This window comes from Pseudomonas gessardii (genome assembly GCF_001983165.1).
Lineage (GTDB): Bacteria > Pseudomonadota > Gammaproteobacteria > Pseudomonadales > Pseudomonadaceae > Aquipseudomonas > Aquipseudomonas gessardii.
Genome location: NZ_MNPU01000030.1, coordinates 1 through 21,069, shown reverse-complemented (window position 1 = coordinate 21,069; position 21,069 = coordinate 1). Strand labels below are relative to the sequence as shown.

Genomic DNA, 21,069 nt, shown 5'->3' with positions numbered 1-21,069 from the left:
GAGGACAACGCGTGCAAGAGCTAATCGAGTCGGTAGGAAAACTTTCGGCCAAACAAAGAAAGGCACTGGCCGTTCTGCTCAAGCAGAAAGGCCTGAACCTTTTTACGATTGCCCCGGTTTTCCAGCGCGCGGCCGAAGAACCGCTGTTGCTGTCCTATGCCCAGCAACGGCAATGGTTCCTCTGGCAGTGGGCGCCGCAGAGCACGGCTTATAACATCCCCACGGCCCTGCGACTCAAGGGGCGACTGGATACTGCTGCGTTGCAACGCAGCATCGAGGCCCTGGTCGACCGACACGAAAGCCTGCGCAGCGTGTTCACTCAACAAGATGATCAACCCTTGCAAGTGATCCTGCCCCCAGGGCCTTTTGCATTGGCTATCGATGAACTGCACCTGCCGCAGGGCGAGTCCCTGGAGGCTCACTTGCAGGCATTCGTTGCCGAGGAAACCGGCAAACTCTTTGATTTGCAGGCAGGTCCGCTGATACGCGCGCGTTTGTTGCGTCTGGCTGCGGATGACCATGTGCTGGTGATGACCTTGCATCACATCGTCTCCGACGGCTGGTCGATGCAGGTCATGGTCGAGGAGCTGGTGCAGTTTTATACAGGCTTCAGCCAGGGCCAGGCCGTCCAGCTGCCGGAGTTGACGATCCAGTATCCCGACTACGCGCAATGGCAGCGCCAGTGGATGGAGGCTGGCGAGCAAGAGCGGCAACTGGCCTATTGGCAAGACAAACTTGGCGGTGAACAACCGGTGCTGGAACTGCCGACCGATTTTCCACGGCCGGCGTTGCAGAGTTTTGCCGGGGCCAGCTGTGGCCTGATTCTGGATGCGGCGCTCGCCGAAGGCCTCAAGGCCCTGGCCAAGCGGGAAAACACCACGCTGTTTGTGCTGTTGCTGGCGTCATTCCAGGCGCTGTTGCACCGTTACACTGGTCAGGAAGACATTCGCGTTGGTGTGCCTGTGGCCAATCGGGGGCGCGCTGAAATCGAGCGTTTGATCGGCTTTTTCGTCAATACCCAGGTGCTCAAGGCGGATATCGATGGCCAGGGCTCCTTCATCGAGTTGCTGCGCCAGGTGCGCCAGACCGCCCAGGATGCCCAGGCCCACCAGGACCTGCCGTTCGAGCAACTGGTGGAGGCGTTGCAGCCCGGGCGCAGCCTGAGCCACAGCCCATTGTTCCAGGTGATGTTCAATCACCAGGCCGAAAGCCGCAACGCTGCGCAAACCGGCCTGGGCGAACTGAGCATTGAGCGCCTGGAATGGCAAAGCCAGACGGCCCAGTTCGACCTGGTGCTCAACACGGTCGAACATGCCCATGGCATCGAAGCGGTGCTCAAGTACGCCACGGATCTGTTCGACGCCAGCACCATCGAGCGCCTGGCACAACACTGGCAGCGCCTGTTGCAGGCCGTGGTGGCTGATCCGACGCAGCGCATTGCCCAATTGCCGTTGCTGGCCGCCGCAGACGAGCGGGTGATCCTCGAAGACTGGAACCGCAGCGCCGTGGCCTACCCGGCCGGGCAGTGCATCCAGCAGTTGATCGAGGAACAGGCGGCGCGTACCCCCGAGGCGCTGGCGCTGGTGTTTGCCGAGCAAGCACTGAGCTACGCCGAACTCAACGCCCGGGCCAACCAGTGGGCACACCGCCTGATGGAGCTAGGTGTTGGCCCGGATGTGCTGGTGGGCGTGGCGCTCGAGCGTTCGCTGGACATGGTTATCGGCCTGCTGGCGGTGCTCAAGGCCGGTGGCGCCTATGTGCCGCTGGACCCGGATTACCCGCAGGATCGCCTGACCTACATGATCGAAGACAGCGGCCTCAAGCTGCTGCTGAGCCAGGCCCACCTGGCCTTGCCGATCCCGGCTGATGTGCAGGCGTTGGACCTGGGCCAGGCCCTGGACGGCTACAGCACGGCGAACCCGCAGGTCGCATTGGACCCGGAAAACCTCGCCTATGCGATCTACACCTCCGGCTCCACCGGCAAGCCCAAGGGCGTGATGGTGCGCCATGGCGCGCTGACCAACTTCATTGTCAGCATGGCCGCTGCACCGGGGATCGCTGCGCAGGATCGCCTGCTGTCGCTGACCACGTTCTCTTTCGATATCTTCGGCCTGGAGCTGTACGCGCCATTGATGGTCGGCGCGCGGGTGGTACTGGCCAGCCAGGACACCCAGCGCGATCCCGAATTGATCCTGCAGCAGGTGCAAGAGCAGGGCATCACGCTGCTGCAAGCCACGCCCTCGACCTGGCGCATGTTGCTGGAAAGCCCCAACGCGGGCGTCCTGGCGGGCCGGCGCTTGCTGTGCGGCGGCGAGGCGCTGGCCGATGAGTTGGCGCAGCGCATGACGGCCCTGGGGGCCGAGACCTGGAACCTGTATGGCCCGACCGAAACCACCATCTGGTCGGCCTTGCAGCCGTTGACGGGCGAACACAGCCAGCCATTCCTGGGCAAGGCGATCAATAACACCTCGCTGTACATCCTCGGTGAAGACCTGTCGGCCAACCCGGTGGGGGTGGCCGGCGAGCTGCTGATCGGTGGCGATGGCTTGGCGCGCGGCTACTTCGAGCGCCCGGGGCTGACCGCTGAGCGTTTCCTGCCCAACCCGTATGGTGAGCCGGGCGGGCGCTTCTATCGCACCGGCGATCTGGCGCGCTACCGGGCGGATGGGGTGATCGACTACATCAGCCGGATCGACCATCAGGTGAAGATCCGTGGGTTCCGCATCGAGTTGGGAGAGATCGAAGCGCGTCTGCTGGAGCACACCGAGGTGCGCGAAGCCGTGGTGGTGGCCCAGGACGGTGCGCACGGTCCGGTGCTGGTCAGTTACCTGGTGGCGCCTGAGGCGGCACAAGACAGCTTGCGTGAAGCGCTGAAACACCGCCTGCAGCAACAACTGCCGGACTATATGGTGCCGCAGCACTGGCTGTTCATGGAGCGCCTGCCGCTGACGCCCAACGGCAAGCTGGACCGCAAGGCCCTGCCCAAGCCGGACGCCAGCCAGGTGCAAAAGCACTATGTGGCGCCGAGCACCGAACGCCAGCGGCAAGTGGCGCAGATCTGGCAGGACGTGCTCAAGCTGGCGCAGGTGGGGCTGACGGATAACTTCTTTGAACTGGGCGGGCACTCGTTGCTGGCCACCCAGGTCATGTCGCGGGTGCGGCAGTTGCTGGGCGTGGAAGTCCCGCTGCGTACCTTGTTTGAACACAGCACCTTGCAGGCCTTTGTCCAGGCCCTGGAGCCAGAAGCGTCGAGTGTGCAGGCCCCGGCGTTGACCCGGGTCGTGCGCGATCAAGCGTTGCCGCTGTCCTATGCCCAGGAGCGCCAATGGTTCCTCTGGCAGTTGGACCCGGACAGCGCCGCCTACCATATTCCGACGGCGTTACGCCTGCGCGGCGTACTGGATGTGGCTGCTTTGCAGCGCAGTTTCAACGCGCTGCTGGCGCGTCATGAGAGCCTGCGCACGCAGTTTATCGAGGCCGATGGGCGCACCGTGCAGGTGATTCAGCCCGAGATGACACTGACCCTCGCCGTCGAACCCTTCGGCCCCACAGACGATTTCGATAGCCGGCTCAAGGCCCGGGTCGATGAGGAAATCAGCCAGCTGTTCAATCTGCAACAAGGCCCGTTGCTGCGGGCCAGGCTGCTGCAATTGGCCAGCGATGACTACGTGCTGATCGTGACCCAGCACCATATCGTCTCCGACCGCTGGTCGATGAAAGTGACCGTGGATGAGTTGATTGAACGCTATGCCGGGTACAGCCAGGGCCGGGACGTGCAACTGCCGGCCTTGCCGATCCAGTACGCCGACTATGCACTGTGGCAGCGCCAGTGGATGGACAGCGGCGAGCGCGAGCGTCAACTGGCCTACTGGCTGGAGCAACTGGCCGGTGAGCAGCCCGTGCTGGAGTTGCCGACCGATCACCCGCGCCCGGCCCAGCAGAGCTACCGTGGCGCGCAAATTCATATCCCGTTGCGCCCAGGGTTGGGCATGGCGTTGAAGCAGTTGGCCCAGCGCGAGCAGGTCACGCTGTTCATGCTGCTGCTGGCTTCGTTCCAGGCCTTGTTACATCGCTACAGCGGGCAAAACGACATTCGGGTCGGGGTGCCCATCGCCAACCGTAACCGGCTGGAGACCGAGGGCCTGATTGGCTTCTTCGTCAATACCCAGGTGCTCAAGGCGCAGTTCAGCGAAGGCCTGTCGTTTCGCGACTTGCTCGGCCAGGTACGCCGCACCGCACTGGCCGGCCAGGCCTGGCAGGACCTGCCGTTCGAGCAGTTGGTCGACCGCTTGCAACCCGAGCGCAGCCTGAGCCATAACCCGTTGTTCCAGGTGCTGTTCAACCATCAGAGCCAGGACCCTCAGGTCCAGCACAGCACTCAACTGGGCGCGCTGCAGGTCGAAGGTTTGAGCTGGGAGAGCACCACTGCGCAATTTGACCTGACCTTGAACACCTTTGAATCCGAAGACGGGGTGTCGGCGTCACTGATCTATGCCACTGATCTGTTCGAGGCCGCGACCATAGAGCGCCTGGCCTTGCACTGGCAAACCCTGCTGGAGGGGATTGTCAGCCATCCGCAGCAGTCGGTGGCCGAGCTGGCGCTACTCAGCGCCCACGAGGTGCAACTGATCAGCCACGACTGGAATGCCAACGCTTCGCCCTTTGCCGATCAGCCCGGTATCCAGCATCTGATCGAAGCGCGCGCGGCGCAACAACCGGAGGCCCTGGCCCTGGTGTCGGGCGAGCACACCCTCAGTTACGCCCAGCTCAATGCGCGGGCCAACCAGTTGGCACACCGTCTGATCGAGTTGGGGATTGCCGCGGAAGTCCGGGTGGGTGTGGCGATGCCGCGCTCCAGCGAGTTGGTGATTGCCTTGTTGGCGGTCTTGAAGGCCGGTGGCGCCTATGTGCCGCTGGACCCGGATTACCCGCAGGAACGTGTGGCCTACATGCTTGAAGACAGCCAGGCCAAGGTGTTGTTGACCCAGGCCGGCTTGCTGGCACAACTACCCCAGGGGGACGCCCAGGTACTGCTGGTGGAGGCCGGTGGCCATGAATTTGCCGGGTATCCTGAGCACAACCCGGGGCCGCGTGGGCACTCGTCGAACCTGGCCTATGTGATTTACACCTCCGGCTCCACGGGCAAACCCAAGGGCGTGGCGATTGCCCACCGTAACGTGCTGGCGCTGATCCACTGGTCGCAGCAGGTGTACCGCCAGGCTGACCTGCAAGGTGTCCTGGCCTCGACGTCGGTGTGTTTCGACCTGTCGGTCTGGGAAATTTTCGTCACCCTGGCCAGTGGCGGCTCACTCATCATGGCGCGCAACGCCCTGGAGCTGCCTGACCTGGCGGCCCGCGATCAAGTGCGCCTGATCAACACCGTGCCGTCGGCGATTGCCGCCCTGCAGCGGGCCGGGCAGATTCCCGCGAGTGTGCGCATCATCAACCTGGCCGGCGAACCGCTGAAGCAGGCGCTGGTAGACGTCCTCTACGCGCAGCCCACGGTGGCGCACGTCTATGACTTGTATGGCCCATCGGAAGACACCACCTATTCGACCTGGACCCGGCGCGGCCGCGGGGCGTCGGCCAATATTGGCCGGCCCCTGGCCAACACCGCCAGCTACTTGCTGGACCGCCAGTTGCAAAGCGTACCGGTGGGCGTCGCGGCCGAGCTGTACCTGGCGGGCGAAGGCATTACCCGTGGCTACCTGTTCCGCCCCGGCCTGACTGCCGAGCGCTATGTGCCCAACCCGTTCTCGACCACGGGCGAGCGTCTGTACCGTACCGGCGACCTGACCCGTTACCGCGCCGATGGCGTGCTCGAATACGTTGGGCGCATCGACCATCAGGTCAAGGTGCGTGGCTTCCGTATCGAATTGGGGGAAATCGAGGCGCGGTTGCTGGCCCTTGAGTCGGTGCGCGAAGGCGTGGTGTTGGCGATCGACGGGGCCAGCGGCCAGCAGCTGGTGGCCTATCTGGTGGCATCGGTCAGTGCCAGCGCAGGGCCGGCCGCCCTGGGCGAGGCGATCAAGGCACAACTCAAGGAGCACTTGCCGGAGTACATGGTGCCGGCGCATGTGGTGTTCCTCGACCAGTTGCCGCTGACCCCCAATGGCAAGCTCGACCGCAAGGCTTTGCCGGCCCCGGACCTGACCCAGAACCTGCGGGCCTATCTCGCCCCGGGCAATGCCCTGGAGCGCCAGCTGGTGGCGATCTGGCAGGACATCCTCAAGCTGGAACAGGTCGGGGTCACCGATAACTTCTTTACCCTGGGTGGCGACTCGATCATCTCGATCCAGGTGGTCAGCCGGGCGCGTCAGGCGGGCATTCGCTTTACCCCTAAAGATTTGTTCCAGCAACAAACCGTGCAGCGCCTGGCGAGGGTGGCCGAGGTCGGCGAACCGGACGTACTCGGTGAGCAAGGCCCGATAAGCGGGAGCAGCGCCCTGTTGCCGGTGCAGCAGTGGTTCTTTGAACAGGCCATTGCCGAGCCTCAGCGCTGGAACCAATCGGTGTTGCTCAAGCCGTTGAACCCTTTGGACCCGCAACGCCTTGAGCAGGCCTTGCAGGCGCTGATCAGTCATCACGACGGATTGCGCCTGAGCTTTGATCCGCAGGCCCTGACGGCCCGCTATCGCTCCCTGGCGCAACAGCAGCAGATGCCCGCGCCGCTCTGGCACAGAACGGTGGCCGACCTGGACGAGCTGGAACGGCTTGCCGACCAGGCCCAGGGCAGTCTCGACCTGGAGCAGGGGCCACTCCTGCGCGCCGTGCTCTTTGAGTTGCCCAATGCCCAACAGCGCCTGTTACTGGTGGTGCATCACTTGGTGGTGGACGGCGTGTCCTGGCGCATTCTGCTGGAGGACCTGCAAGGTGCCTACAAGCAGCTGTTGGCTGAGCAAGCGGTGCTGTTCAGCCCCAAGACGGTGTCATTCAAACGCTGGGTCGAGCACGTGCAGGCCTATAGCCAGAGCGCCGCTTTACGGCAACAGTTGCCCTACTGGCAGGCCCAGGGGCTGGCCGATGCCGTGCAACTGCCTTGCGACAACCCGCAAGGCTCACTGCAAAACTGTCACGCCCAGACGGTCTACACGCGCCTGGACTCAACCCTGACCCGCCAGTTGTTGCAAGACACGGCCGCAGCCTATCGGACCCAGATCAACGACTTGCTGTTGGCCGCGTTGGCGCGGGTGGTCTGCCGCTGGACCGGGCAGGGCTCAACGTTGATCCAGCTTGAGGGCCATGGTCGTGAGGAGTTGTCCGAGCCGTTGGACCTGACTCGCACCCTGGGCTGGTTCACCAGTATGTTCCCGGTCAAGCTGACGCCCGCCGACGCGATTGCCGACTCGATCAAACAGATCAAGGAGCAACTGCGTGCGGTACCGGACCGCGGGATCGGCTTTGGCCTGTTGCGTTACCTGGGCGACGAGCCGACGCGCCAGGCCCTGAGTCAACAGGCAGTGCCGCGCATTACCTTCAACTACCTGGGGCAGTTCGACGGCAGTTTCGATGCCGAGGACGCTGGGCTGTTTGTCCCGGCCATTGAAGCCAAAGGCGCCGAGCACAGCCCGCTGGCGTCATTGGGCAACTGGTTGTCGCTCAATGGCCAAGTGTATGGCGGTGAGCTGAGCCTGGGTTGGACCTTCAGTGAGCAGATGTTCAGTGAACCGGTGATCCAGCGCCTGGCCGATGAATACGCCCGTGAGCTTAAGCAACTGATCGAGCATTGTTGCCAGCCGCAGCATCGTGGGCTGACACCGTCGGACTTCCCGCTGGCGAACCTGAGCCAGCAGCAACTGGACGCGTTGCCGGTCAGCGCCGATGCGATGGAGGATGTGTACGCGTTGTCGCCGATGCAGCGCGGCATGTTGTTCCATGCCTTGTATGAACCACAGGGCGGCAGCTACACCAACCAGGTCCGGCTGGATGTCGAGGGCCTCGATCCGCAGCGTTTCAAGGCGGCCTGGCAAGCCACGATGGATGCCCGCGATGTGTTGCGCACCAGCTTTGTCTGGCAGGGCAGCCTGGAGCAACCGGTGCAGGTGGTTCACCCACACGTCAGCGTGCCGTTCACGGTAGTGGACTGGCAAGGGCGTGCCGACCTCGAAGCCGCACTGGATGCCCGGGCCTTGGCCGAGCTGGCGCAGGGCTTTGATTTGTCGCAGGCGCCGCTGTTGCGCCTGGTGCTGGTACGCGTCGATGCACAGCGTTATCACTTGATCTATACCAACCACCATATCCTTATGGACGGCTGGAGTGCCTCGCAGTTGATGGGGGAGGTGCTGCAGCGCTACAGCGGTGAAGCGCTGGCGTTGAATGCCGGCCGCTATCGTGACTACATTCAGTGGCTGCAACGCCAGGATGCCGAGGCCAGCGAGCGATTCTGGAAAGAGCAACTGCTGGCGCTCAATGAGCCGACCCACCTGGCCCGTGCGATCGCATACGCGCCGGTTGCCGGTGTGCAGACGCTCTATGGCGAGCAACGCCAAGTCTTGGACGAGCCCACCACCCAGCGTCTGCGCAGCCTGGCCCAGGCTCACAAAGTCACCCTTAACACCTTGGTCCAGGCGGCCTGGCTGTTGCTGCTCAAGCGTTATACCGGGCAAGCGAGCGTGGCGTTCGGGGCCACCGTGTCCGGGCGCCCAGCGGACCTCAAGGGCGTCGAGCAACAGATCGGGCTGTTCATCAACACGCTGCCGGTGATTGCCAGCCCACAACCGGAACAAAGCCTGGAAAGCTGGTTGCACAGTGTGCAGCAGTTGAACCTGCGCCTGCGTGAGTACGAATACACGCCGCTGTTCGACATTCAGCGCTGGGCAGGGCAAGACGGTGGTGACCTGTTCGACAGCCTGTTGGTGTTCGAGAACTACCCGGTGTCTGCGGTGCTGGAGCAGGAAGCGCCGCAGGAACTGGTGTTCAAGAACGTCAGTTATTTCGAGCGGACCAACTACCCGTTGACCGTGATGATTGGCGTCGGTCAGACCCTGGCGTTCAACTTCAGTTACCAGTGTGCGCATTTCGCGGCTTCGAGCATTGCTCAGGTGAGCGAACAACTGCTGGCGGTGCTTGAGCAGATGCTTGAGGTGGCAGCGGACAGTCCGCTGGGCGAGCTCAAGCTGTTCGCGGCCAGCCAGCAGCAAATGCTGCATGACTGGAACCGCAGCGCCGTGGCCTACCCGGCCGGGCAGTGCATCCAGCAGTTGATCGAGGAACAGGCCGCGCGTACCCCCGAGGCCCTGGCGCTGGTATTTGCCGAGCAAGCACTGAGCTACGCCGAACTCAACGCCCGGGCCAACCAGTGGGCACACCGCCTGATGGAGCTAGGTGTTGGCCCGGATGTGCTGGTGGGCGTGGCGCTCGAGCGTTCGCTGGACATGGTTATCGGCCTGCTGGCGGTGCTCAAGGCTGGTGGTGCCTATGTGCCGCTGGACCCGGACTACCCGCAGGATCGCTTGACCTACATGATCGAAGACAGCGGCCTCACGCTGCTGCTGAGCCAGGCCCATTTGGCCTTGCCGACCCCGGCCCATGTGCAGGCGTTGGACCTGGGCCAGGCCCTGGACGGCTACAGCACGGCGAACCCGCAGGTCGCATTGGACCCGGAAAACCTCGCCTATGCGATCTACACCTCCGGTTCCACCGGCAAACCCAAGGGCGTGATGGTGCGCCATGGTGCGCTGACCAACTTCATTGTCAGCATGGTCGCCGCGCCGGGGATCGCTGCGCAGGATCGCCTGCTGTCGCTGACCACGTTCTCTTTCGACATCTTCGGCCTGGAGCTGTACGCGCCATTGATGGTCGGCGCGCGGGTGGTACTGGCCAGCCAGGACACCCAGCGCGATCCCGAATTGATCCTGCAACAGGTGCAAGGGCAGGGCATCACGCTGCTGCAAGCCACGCCCTCGACCTGGCGCATGTTGCTGGAAAGCCCCAACGCGGGGGCCCTGGCGGGCCGGCGCTTGCTGTGCGGCGGCGAGGCGCTGGCCGATGAACTGGCGCAGCGCATGACGGCCCTGGGGGCCGAGACCTGGAACCTGTATGGCCCGACCGAGACCACCATCTGGTCGGCCTTGCAGCCGTTGACGGGCGAACACAGCCAGCCATTCCTGGGCAAGGCGATCAATAACACCTCGCTGTATATCCTCGGTGAAGACCTGTCGGCCAACCCGGTGGGAGTGGCCGGCGAGTTGCTGATCGGTGGCGATGGCCTGGCGCGCGGCTACTTCGAGCGCCCGGCGCTGACTGCCGAGCGCTTCCTGCCCAACCCCTATGGCGAACCGGGCGGGCGTTTCTACCGCACCGGCGACCTGGCGCGCTACCGCGCAGACGGGGTGATCGACTACATCAGTCGGATCGACCATCAGGTGAAAATCCGTGGGTTCCGTATCGAGCTGGGGGAAATCGAGGCGCGTCTGCTGGAGCAAACCAGCGTCGTCGAGGCCGTGGTGGTGGCTGTTCCCGGACCCACCGGGCCGCGCCTGGTCGGTTATGTGGTGCCTCAGGACCGCTGGCTGCTGGCGGCCGAGCAGCCGCGCCAGGCGGATTTCGTCAGCCAGCTGAGCGAGCAATTGAGCACCAACCTGGCCGATTACATGGTGCCGTCTGCCCTGGTATTGCTTGAGCGCATGCCGTTGACTCCCAACGGCAAGCTGGACCGCAAGGCCCTGCCGGTGCCGGACCAGGCATTGGCCCAACCGGCGTTTGTCGCGCCCGGCAGCGAGGTCGAACGTCTGCTGGCCGAGATCTGGCAAGGTGTGCTGGGGGTTCGTCAGGTCGGGGTGAGCGATAACTTCTTTGCCCTGGGGGGCGACTCCATCAGCTCGATCCAGGTGGTCAGCCGTGCCCGTCAGGCGGGCCTTGAGCTGAGCCCAAGGGATATTTTCCAGCACCGTAGTATCGAGGCCCTGGCCCGGCATATCCGCTGGGCTGTACCGGCGATTGCGGCTGACAGCACCTTTAGCGAACAACCGTTGCATGGGCTCAGCGATGAACAGTTGCAGGGTCTTGGGTTGCCTCTGGAGCGTATCGAACAGCTGTATCCCTTGTCGCCCATGCAGCAGGGTATGTTGTTCCTCGGGCTGAATGCGCCGGATGCCGAGCTCTACATCAACCAGTTGAGCATTCCGGTGCAGGGCCTGGATGTCGAGCGCTTCAAACGCGCCTGGGGCGCGGCTTGCGAGCGGCATGCCATTTTGCGCACCGGCTTTGTCTGGCAAGGCCTGGAGCAGCCGTTGCAATTTGTCATGGCGCGTCTTGAGCTGCCATTGGTCGAGTTGGACCTGCAAGGCGCCAACGATTTGCCCCAACGCCTGGAGCAGTTGGCCCGCGATGAGCGTGAGCGGGGCTTCGATCTGGAGCGCCCGCCGTTGCAGCGCATTGTCCTGGCACGGCTGGGGCCCGACAGCTACCAGATGGTCTGGACCTATCACCACTTACTGATCGACGGCTGGAGCGTGTCGCAACTGCTGGGAGAGATCCTGCAGCACTACTCGGGCGCAGCGTTGCCGGAGCCTGTGGCCTATCGCAATTACATCGCCTGGCTGCGCCAGCAAGACCCACAGGCCAGCCAGGCGTTCTGGAGCCAGCAGTTGGCACGCCTGGACGCACCGACCTACCTGGCCAATGCGTTTGCGACCGGGCAACGCGGCGACGGCCATCATGCGTTGTACAGCCGCCTGGGCGGGGCCGCGACCGAACGCTTGAAAGGTTTTGCGCAAGCCCAGCACGTCACGCTCAATACCCTGGTGCAAGCGGCCTGGCTGATCTTGCTCAGTCGCTACAGCGGCCAGAGTAGCGTGGCGTTCGGCGCCACGGTTGCCGGGCGTCCGGCTGAACTGGCCGATTCCGAACGCATGCTGGGGTTGTTCATCAACACCCTGCCGGTGATTCAAGTGATCGATCCTGCGCGCCCATTGGGTGACTGGCTACGCGAGATCCAGGATTACAACCTGCAACTGCGCGAACGCGAGTACACGCCGCTGTCCGATGTACAACGCTGGGCCGGGCGCAGTGGCCAGGCCTTGTTCGACAGCATTATCGTGTTTGAAAACCACCCGGTCGACCAAGCTCTCAATGCGGTCGAGGATCCACGCCTGCGCTTTGGCGAGACCGGCAGCTACGGGCGCACTGACATTCCGATGGACCTGATGGTGACGCTCGAAGACGGCCTGGTCATCGAGTACATGTACTTGCAGGCGCATTTCGACGAAGCCTCGGTGCAGAGCATTCGCCGCAACATGGAAGGGCTGCTGGAACAACTGGCGAGCAATGCGCATCAGCTGTTGGGCACTCTCGGTCTGCCTGAGGCACTGACTGGCGAGGCGCCGCCGGTGGAGGCCGGATTTGATGGCCTGTATGTGCACCAGCGTATTGCCCGGCATGCCGCCCGTGCGCCGCAGCAACCTGCCGTGTTGTTTGGCGAGACCGTGTGCGGCTATGCCGAACTGGACGCCGCCGCCAACCGCCTGGCGCACCTGTTGGTCGCCGAAGGCGTGGGGCCGGAGGTGCGAGTGGGGGTGGCCATGCCACGCGGCGAATCGCTGATCGTGGCCTTGCTCGCGGTCTTCAAGGCCGGTGGCGCCTATGTGCCGCTGGACACCGGCTACCCCAAGGAGCGTCTGGCCTACCTGATGGAAGACTCCGGGATTGCCTTGCTGCTGACCGACACCGCGTTGCGCCAGACGCTGCCGGTATTGGCCCATGTGCGGGTGCTGGAACTCGATCGACTGGACCTCGCCGACCGGCCCGCGACAGACCCGCAAGTGCCGCTGCACGCGCAAAACCTGGCCTACGTGATCTACACCTCGGGGTCTACCGGCCTGCCCAAAGGCGTGGCAGTGGCCCATGGTCCGCTGGCCATGCATTGCCGGGCGATTGGCGAGCGCTACAGCATGGGGCCTGAAGACTGCGAATTGCTGTTTATGTCCTTTGCCTTCGACGGTGCCCATGAGCGCTGGCTGACCACGCTGACGCACGGCGGGCGCCTGTTGATTCGCGATGACAACCTATGGACGCCGGAACAGACCTTTGCGGCCTTGCACCAGCATCGCGTGAGCGTCGCGGCGTTCCCGCCGGTGTACCTGCAACAGTTGGCCGAGCATGCCGAGCGTGAAGGCAACCCGCCGGCGGTGCGTATCTATTGCTTTGGCGGGGATGCGGTGCCGCAGGCCAGCCTGGCCCTGGCACAGCGGGCCTTGCAACCGCAGTTCATCATCAACGGCTACGGCCCGACCGAAACCGTGGTCACGCCGCTGATCTGGAAGGCGGGGCCCGACGACACCTGCGGGGCGGCTTATGCGCCCATTGGCAGCAAGGTCGGTGCGCGCAGCACCTATGTCCTGGACAGCGACCTGAACCCCTTGCCCAAAGGCGCCGCGGGTGAGTTGTACCTGGGGGGCTACGGCATGGCCCGGGGTTACCTGGACCGTGCGGGGCTGACGGCCGAACGTTTTGTAGTGGACCCGTTCAGCCTCGACGGTGGGCGCTTGTACCGTACCGGTGACTTGGTGCGCGAACGCCAGGATGGGGTCTTCGATTATCTGGGCCGTATCGACAACCAGGTGAAGATCCGTGGGTTCCGTATAGAACTGGGCGAAATCGAATCGCGCCTCAAGGGCTGTGCCGGGGTGCGGGACGCCGTCGTCGTCGCCCGTGAAGGTGGCAGCGGCAAGCAACTGGTCGGCTATGTGGTGCCCCAGGACATGCAGGGCGACCGCAACTGGTGCGAGCACCTGCGCGAACAACTGCGGGGCGAGTTGCCGGACTACATGGTGCCGGCGCACATGATGGTGCTGGCGCGTATGCCGCTGACCCCCAATGGCAAGCTCGACCGCAAAGGCCTGCCAGACCCCGATATCAACCAGCAGCAACGCGGCTATGTCGCGCCGCGCACCGAGCTGGAGACAGCCCTGGCGCAGATCTGGCAGAACGTACTCAAAGTCGAGCAGGTCGGCCTGACGGACAACTTCTTCGAGCTGGGTGGCGACTCGATCCTCAGCCTGCAAGTGGTGGCCAAGGCGCGTGCGCTGAAGGTGCATGGCTTCAGTCTGAAACTGCGCGACCTGATGCAGAAACCGACGATTGCTGAACTGACCGGCAGCGCTGAGGCGCCGGCGCCTGAGGCGAAACCGACGTCGATGCTGACGATGAATCAGGCGGGGACGCAACTGGCCCCCTTGTTCTGTGTACACGCCGGCTTTGGCACGGTATTCGACTACGAGCCCGTGGCGCGGCTGTTGGCCGGGCGCCGCTCGGTGCAGGCGATTCAGTGCCGCATGCTGCTTGACGCCCACTGGCAGGAGCAGTCGCTGGAGCACATGGCCGTGGCTTACGTCGCTGACTTGCGCACACGGCAACCCGAGGGGCCTTACCATTTGCTGGGCTGGTCCCTGGGCGGCACGCTGGCCATATTGATGGCGGCGGAGCTGGAGCGCCAGGGCCAGCAGGTCGAGTTCCTTGGCCTGATGGACAGTTTCGTTCCGGGCACCGAGCCCGGTGCGCAGAGGGATGAGGGGCTGGAGGATCTGCACGCGTTTATCCAGGTGATGATGCCTGGCGTGCAGGCGACCCTGCCGCTGACCCTGGATGAAAGCCCGGCGGGCTTGCGTCAACTGTTCGCCGGCTTACTCGCGCAGCAGACGGTCGCCGTAGGCTCGCTGTCCCAGGTGTTGGGGGCGGATGAGCTGGGGCATATCTTCAGCGTGGCTCGGCGTCTCAAGCATTTGTCCCAGGCATTGGTCCGGTGCCCGCCGATCCAGGCGACGCCTCATTGTTGGTGGGCCGCAGGCCATGAAGCGGCGGCCCAGGCATTGAGCCTGCAAATAGGCCAGGACGCTGGCGGTCCGAGCTTGCCTTGCGGGCATTTTGAAGTGCCTCGCAATCCGCGTTTCCTTGAGAGCCTGGATCAGGCCCTTACCCGGTTGCTGAACCCCATCAGCGCTTGAACCTGAACCTGGCCGGGCGCATCGCCTGGCCAGTATGGAGTTGTTTCATGTCGTTAAACCCTGATATTGCTGCCTTCCTTGAATTGGTCGGTGCCGGTCGTGACAGCGGCAAGCGCACGGCTATGCATCAGTTGAGCCCACAAGCCGCCCGTGAACAGTTTGATCAATCCTCCCAGTTGATGATGGCTGACTGCGAGGAGTTGCCACGGGTTGAAAACCTGTCGATAACGGTGCGTGACGGCAGCCACCTGCACGCGCGCCTGTACAGCGCTGCGCTGCCTGGCGCCAGCAGGGGGGCGGTGTTGTATTTCCATGGGGGCGGTTATGTGGTCGGCAGCCTCGACTCACACGATGCGCTGTGTCGCGCGCTGGCGGCGCGGGCCGGTTGCGTGGTGATTGCCGTGGGTTATCGACTGGCCCCGGAGTGGGTGTTTCCCACGGCGGTCCACGATGCCCAGGACGCCTGGCACTGGCTGTTGCAGGAAGCTGAGGCTCTGGGTATCGATCCGACGCGCCTGGCCGTGGCCGGTGACAGTGTCGGCGCCAGCCTGGCCACGGTGTTGTGCAATCAGTTGGCGGTTGACCCGCGCCAGGCTCAGCCGTGTTTGCAGGTGTTGATCTACCCGGTGACCGATGCCAGCCGCCCGACCGCTTCGCTGCAGCGTTATGGCTCGGGTTATCTTTTGGAAAAGGACACGCTGAGCTGGTTCTATGAGCATTACGCTGGCGAGCCCAGTGACCGCCTGGATCCGCGCTTTTCACCGCTGTTGGCGCAGATTGCGCCGAACGTGGCGCCGGTGTTGCTGGCGGTGGCCGAGTGCGATCCGCTGCATGACGAAGGGGTGGCCTATGCCGCTCACTTGCAAGCGGCGGGCGTGGCGGTGGATATGAAGCTTTATGCGGGCATGACCCATGATTTTATGCGGATGGGGGCGATTGTCGACGAGGCTGAAGAGGCGCTGGAGTGGATCGCCGACGCATTGCGGGTAGCGTTCGCGCGCCACTGACCGCCCGGCTCAAGCGTAGGCGCCGGCAAGCCGGCGCCTACTGTGCCTGCCAGCCTCCGCCCAGGGCCTTGTACAGCGCCACACTGGCCTCCAGCCGCGCCTGGCGCAGTTGCACGTTCAGGTCCTGGGCGGCATAGAGCGTGCGTTGGGTTTCCAGTACCGTCAGCAAGTCTTCCGCGCCGGCCTCATAGCGGCTCTGAGCGAGGCGGAAGGCGGTCTGCGCCTGGCTCAACTCCTCACGCTGCCACTGGCGTTGTTCGTCGAGCTGGCGAATGCTGTTCAGGGCCTTTTCCACATCGGCAAAGCCATTGATGATCGCCCCGCGATAGGTGTGCAGCAATTCTTCCTGGCGTGCCGTAGCCCTGTCGCGTTCGGCGCCGAGGCGACCGTTGTTGAAGATCGGCGCGACCAGCCCGCCCGTAAGGCTGTAGAGCGGGTTGCGCAGCATATCGGCCGCGCGATTGGCGCCGGAGCTGAGATTGGCGGTCAGGGTGACCGTGGGCAGCATGGCGGCGCGGGCGACGATGATGTCGGCCTGGGCCGCTGCCAGTTGTGCTTCGGCGCTAGCGATGTCTGGGCGGCGGCTGAGCAGATCGCTGGGCACTCCGGCAGCAATGCTGGGCCAGCGCAGTTGGTCAAAGGATTGATCGGTAAATTGCAGGGCCTGTACCGGTTGGCCGAGCAGGGCTGCCAGGCTGATCCGGGCGGCTTCGGTGCGTTGGCGCACTTGTGGTAGCTGGCGTTGCTGCGCGGCGACCAGGCTCTTTTGCTGCGCCAGTTCCAACGGGGTGGCAGAGCCGGCGTCATGGCGGGTCTGCACCAGTTTGAGGACACTTTGCGCATTGGCCAGGTTCAGCTCGGCGATACGTTGTTGTTCATGCAGTGCCAGCAGTTGGGTGTAGGTCGTGGCCACGCTGCTGAGCAGGGTCAACTCCACCGTGGCGCGGTCGAATTCGCTGGCGCGCACGGCCAGTTGCGCGCTGTCGCGTGCAGCACGCTTGCCGCCCCAGAAGTCGATTTCGTAGGTGGCGGTGAGGTTCGTACTGAAGTAGTCCACCGCGTCGTTGTTGCTGCTTTGCAGTTGATTGTTGCCCGTGCCCCGCAGCTGTTTCTGCCGGTTGGCGCTGAGCCCGCCCGTGAGTGCGGGCAGCAAGGGCGCGCCGGCGACCACTGCGCTGGCCTGGGCCTGGCGTACCCGGGCCATGGCGCTGGCCAGGTCATGGCTGGTGCTGCGGGCCTGTTCGATCAGTTGGTTGAGCGGTGGGCTGGCAAATGCCGTCCACCATTGCCGGTTGACGTGCACAAGGGCGGCGTCGCTCGCGGTGTTCCAGGCGGCAGGTGCTTGCAGGCCGCTGTCCGGGCGCGGCGCCGGGCTGCTGCACGCGGCCAGCAGCAGGCTGGCGGCGATAAGGGTCAACTGCGCTTTCATAGGGCGATCATTCACTGGTAAGGGCCGTGACCGGGTCGAGCCGGGCTGCTTTGCGGGCCGGCATAAAGCCGAAGATGACACCGGTGACCAGTGCACAGGCGAAGGCTCCAAGGGCGGCGGGCAGCGAAAAGGCGACCGCCACGCTGCTGAGGATCAATGCGCCGCCGACCAGCAGGGCCAGGCCGATCCCGGCCACCCCGCCGACCACCGTGAGCATCACGGCTTCGGTGAGGAACTGGCGCAGGATGTCCCGTTGCCGGGCGCCGGTGGCCATGCGGATGCCGATTTCCCGGGTCCTCTCGCGCACGGTCATGAGCATGATATTCATCACCCCGATGCCGCCCACCAGCAGCGAGATGGCGGCAATCGAGCCGAGCATCAGCGACAGGGTGTTCTGGGTGCGGGCCTCGGCCTGGATCATCGCGGCGTTGTTGGTCAGTTCAAAATCCCGCTTGCCGTTGTGCAGGCGCAGCAGCAACTGGTCGATGGCTTTTTCGGCCTCATGGACCTTGCGCGCATCGGCGGCGGCAATCACCACGTATTCAGGGTTATAGCTGCCGAACAGGCGGATACTCGCGGCGGAGTAGGGGATGGCGACACGGTCGTCGCTGTCCTTGTCGCCGGAGCTGGCGCCTTTTTCGGCGAGTACGCCGATCACCTGGAACGGCACGTTTTCGATCAGGATGTATTGGCCGATGGGGCTCGGCAGGTCCTTGAACAGCTTGTCACGCACCCGTTTGCCAATCACCGCGACGGTGGCGGCGGCGCGCTCGTCCGCTTCGGTGAAGTAGCTGCCCTCGACCACCGGCCAGTTGAAGATCGCCGGAAAGTTGGTGTCATTGCCGCCCACGTAAGCCATATGGTCCACATTGCCAAAACGCACCCCGGCTTCCGCGCCATTGACCGGCATGATGCGCTTGACCTGGGGCAGGGCGGCCATGGCCGCGACGTCGCTCATGGTGATAATCCCGGGCGGCGTACGCGGGTTGGGGGCCGAGCCGCTGACATAGAGGATATTGGAGCCAAAGGCGCCCATCTGCGCCATGACCTGGCGCTTGCTGCCTTCGCCCACGGCCAGCATCACCACCACCGAGGCCACGCCGATAATGATCCCCAGCAGGGTCAGGGCGGTGCGGAAACGGTTGATCCACATCACCCGCCAGGCCGCCTGCACCGCGTCCAGCAATTCGGCTTTCCAGGCGCCGTTGTGTTCGGCGCCATCGGCCAGGCGCTGGCGCAAGTCCACCGCCTGCAACGCCTTGGGGTTGGGCGCGGCGGTGGATAAGGCGCAGGCATTGGGCGTGTCGCTGATGATCAGGCCGTCGCGGATCTCGATGATGCGCTTGGCCCTGGCCGCCACTTCGCGGTCGTGGGTGATCAGGATCACCACATGGCCCTGGCTGGCCAGTTCATCGAGCAGGCTCATGACCTCGGCGCCGCTGTGGCTGTCGAGCGCGCCGGTGGGTTCGTCGGCGAGGATGATATGGCCGCCGTTCATCAGGGCGCGGGCAATCGACACCCGTTGCTGCTGGCCGCCGGACAGTTGGTGCGGGCGGTTTTCGGTACGCCCGGCCAACCCCAGGCGGGTCAGCAGGGCGGCGGCGCGGGCGTGGCGTTCAGCGGCGGGCGTACCGGCATAAATCGCCGGCATCTCGACGTTTTCCTGGGCCGAGCCGGACGGGATCAGGTGATAGCCCTGGAATACAAAGCCAAAGGCCTCGCGGCGCAGCCAGGCCAGCTCATCGGTGTCCAGTTGGGCGACGTTTTCCCCGGCGAACAGGTATTGGCCGACGGTGGGCCGGTCGAGGCAACCGAGGATATTCATCAAGGTGGACTTGCCGGAACCGGACGCGCCGACAATCGCCACGAACTCCCCGGCATGGATCGACAGGTCGATCCCGCGCAGCACATCGACCTGGGGTGCATCGCCGCCGCCATAGGATTTGCGGATGTCGCGCAGTTCGATCAGTGGCGTCAACATTCAACCTCCGCTGCTGTCGGCGGGGCCGATCAGCAGGTGGTCGCCTTCATTGAGGCCGTCAAGGACCTGGATGCGCAGGCGATCGCTGATGCCCACCCGTACTTCGCGGTCTTCGATACGTCCATCCTTGGCCACCACCCGCGCCAGTTGGGTGTCGGGGCGGGTGCTGCCTTGCAGGGCCGCGACCGGCGCGGTCAGCACATTGGTGGCTTGGCTGGCGACGAAGAACACCTGGGCGGTCATTTCTGCCATCAGCGCATTGTCGGCGTTATCCACATCCAGCAGCACGGTGTAGAGCACTACGCGGCCGCTGCCGCTCTTGTTTGAGCTGCTGGGGCTGCCGCCGCCCTGGCTGGTTTCGTTGAGGGGCTTGGGCGGCACCGGGAGGATCTGGCGCACAGTGCTGGTCCAGCGCCGGTTGCCGCCGCTCAGGGTGGTGAAATAGGCCTGCATGCCCGGTTTGACATGGCCGATATCGGCCTCCGAGACTTCCGCCCAGACGGTCATCGGCGACAGGTTGGCAATGCGCAAAATCAGCGGCGTCTGTTGCTGGCTGTTGAGGGTCTGGCCTTCGCGGGCATCCACGGCCACCACCGTGCCGGAGATCGGCGCATAGATGCGGGTATAGCCCAGTTCGGCCTGGTCCACCCGCAGCGTGGCCTGGGCCTGGCTGATCTGGGCCTTGAACATATTGATGCGCGCCTGGGTGGCGTCCAGTTCGGCCTGGGCGGTCTGCACGTCTTCATCGCGGGTGGCGCCGCCGGCGGCCAGGCGTTGCTGGCGCTGGTATTTCTGCTGGGCCAGGCGGTGTTGCGCGTGCTGTTCCTGCAGTTGCGCCTGCAGATTGGCGATGGAGTAACGGGTGGCGTCGAGCTTGGCTTGTTGGGTGGCAGGGTCGATCTCTACCAGCAGGTCGCCTTCCTTGACCTGGGCGCCGGCCTCGACGTGAATCTTGCGGATCTGCCCGGAGGCCTGCGCGCCGACATCGACGTAACGCCGCGGTTGCAGGGTGCCCAGGGCCGTCACGCTGCTCTCGATATCGCCCCGGTGCACTTGCAGCGTGGCAAATTTATCCCGGCCGGGCGGGATCAGTTGCCAGGCGGCAAAGGCCGCCACGGGGATCAGGCAAAGTGCTGCCAGCAGAGCGCGCCGGGTGTGTCGAGGACGGTTCATGCACGGGTTCCAGCCAGGAAAGTTCGGACCGCGGCTCAATCGCCCAGACGGAGGCAGCGACAGGCGCGGGAAGCTGTCAGGTAAACGAGGGATTTGCCCTGAAATTTAAGTGATTACATGCGCCGTTACAGCTACGTGAACGGCAAATCACTAATGGCAAGTGCAGGCTGTCTTAAAATTTTTATAAGAATCACTATAAATTAAATAGTGGCTAAATGCCATAATTGTGTGCTTGGGCGGTTGCGTCTGTGTCCAGCTAGCGCTGTAGCACCATTTCCTGCAGCTGTATTTAGAGGGTTGGGACTTCGTAGCCCAACATATGCACCCATTCGTACACCCATGGGCACTGCATGAGTGCCCGCTGGATGTCACGAAAAATGAGCGGAGAACTGCTCAGACCGTCGTAATGGGGCTCTTCGCATTTAAGGGTGTAGCTGATTTCTAAACCCTCCTGACTTCAGCAAGCACCTGGCTATGTAATTGGTTAAATTTCTAAAGCCCAAGGCGGTACCTCGTAAGTGCTCAAGTCGCCCGTTG

5 protein-coding genes are annotated in these 21,069 nt (G+C 64.0%); 2 read left to right on the top strand and 3 right to left on the bottom strand.

Annotation, left to right across the window (positions count from 1 at the left end):
• Nucleotides 1-11: 11 nt before the first annotated feature.
• Together BLL38_RS19370 and BLL38_RS19365 are read left to right on the top strand one after the other, a co-directional pair.
• Nucleotides 12-14,942, top strand: a complete 14,931-nt coding sequence (locus BLL38_RS19370) for a non-ribosomal peptide synthetase (RefSeq protein WP_076963943.1) — start codon at nt 12-14, stop codon at nt 14,940-14,942.
• Between the two features lie 47 nt (nt 14,943-14,989).
• Entirely contained in the window at nt 14,990-15,949 is a 960-nt protein-coding gene (locus BLL38_RS19365; protein ID WP_076963942.1) for an alpha/beta hydrolase, read from the top strand.
• Nucleotides 15,950-15,986: 37 nt separating this feature from the next.
• On the opposite strand, the gene BLL38_RS19360 is transcribed toward BLL38_RS19365, so the two are convergent.
• The 3 genes from BLL38_RS19360 to BLL38_RS19350 are packed head-to-tail and all read right to left on the bottom strand — an operon-like array spanning nt 15,987 to nt 20,532.
• Complete coding sequence (locus BLL38_RS19360) at nt 15,987-17,378, bottom strand: efflux transporter outer membrane subunit (RefSeq protein ID WP_076963941.1); 1,392 nt, start codon at nt 17,376-17,378, stop codon at nt 15,987-15,989.
• Between the two features lie 7 nt (nt 17,379-17,385).
• Nucleotides 17,386-19,359, bottom strand: coding sequence for a MacB family efflux pump subunit (locus BLL38_RS19355; RefSeq protein WP_076963940.1), 1,974 nt, complete (start codon nt 19,357-19,359; stop codon nt 17,386-17,388).
• On the bottom strand, nt 19,360-20,532 hold the full coding sequence (locus BLL38_RS19350; RefSeq protein WP_076963939.1) for an efflux RND transporter periplasmic adaptor subunit: 1,173 nt from the start codon (nt 20,530-20,532) through the stop codon (nt 19,360-19,362).
• Between the last annotated feature and the right edge of the window lie 537 nt (nt 20,533-21,069).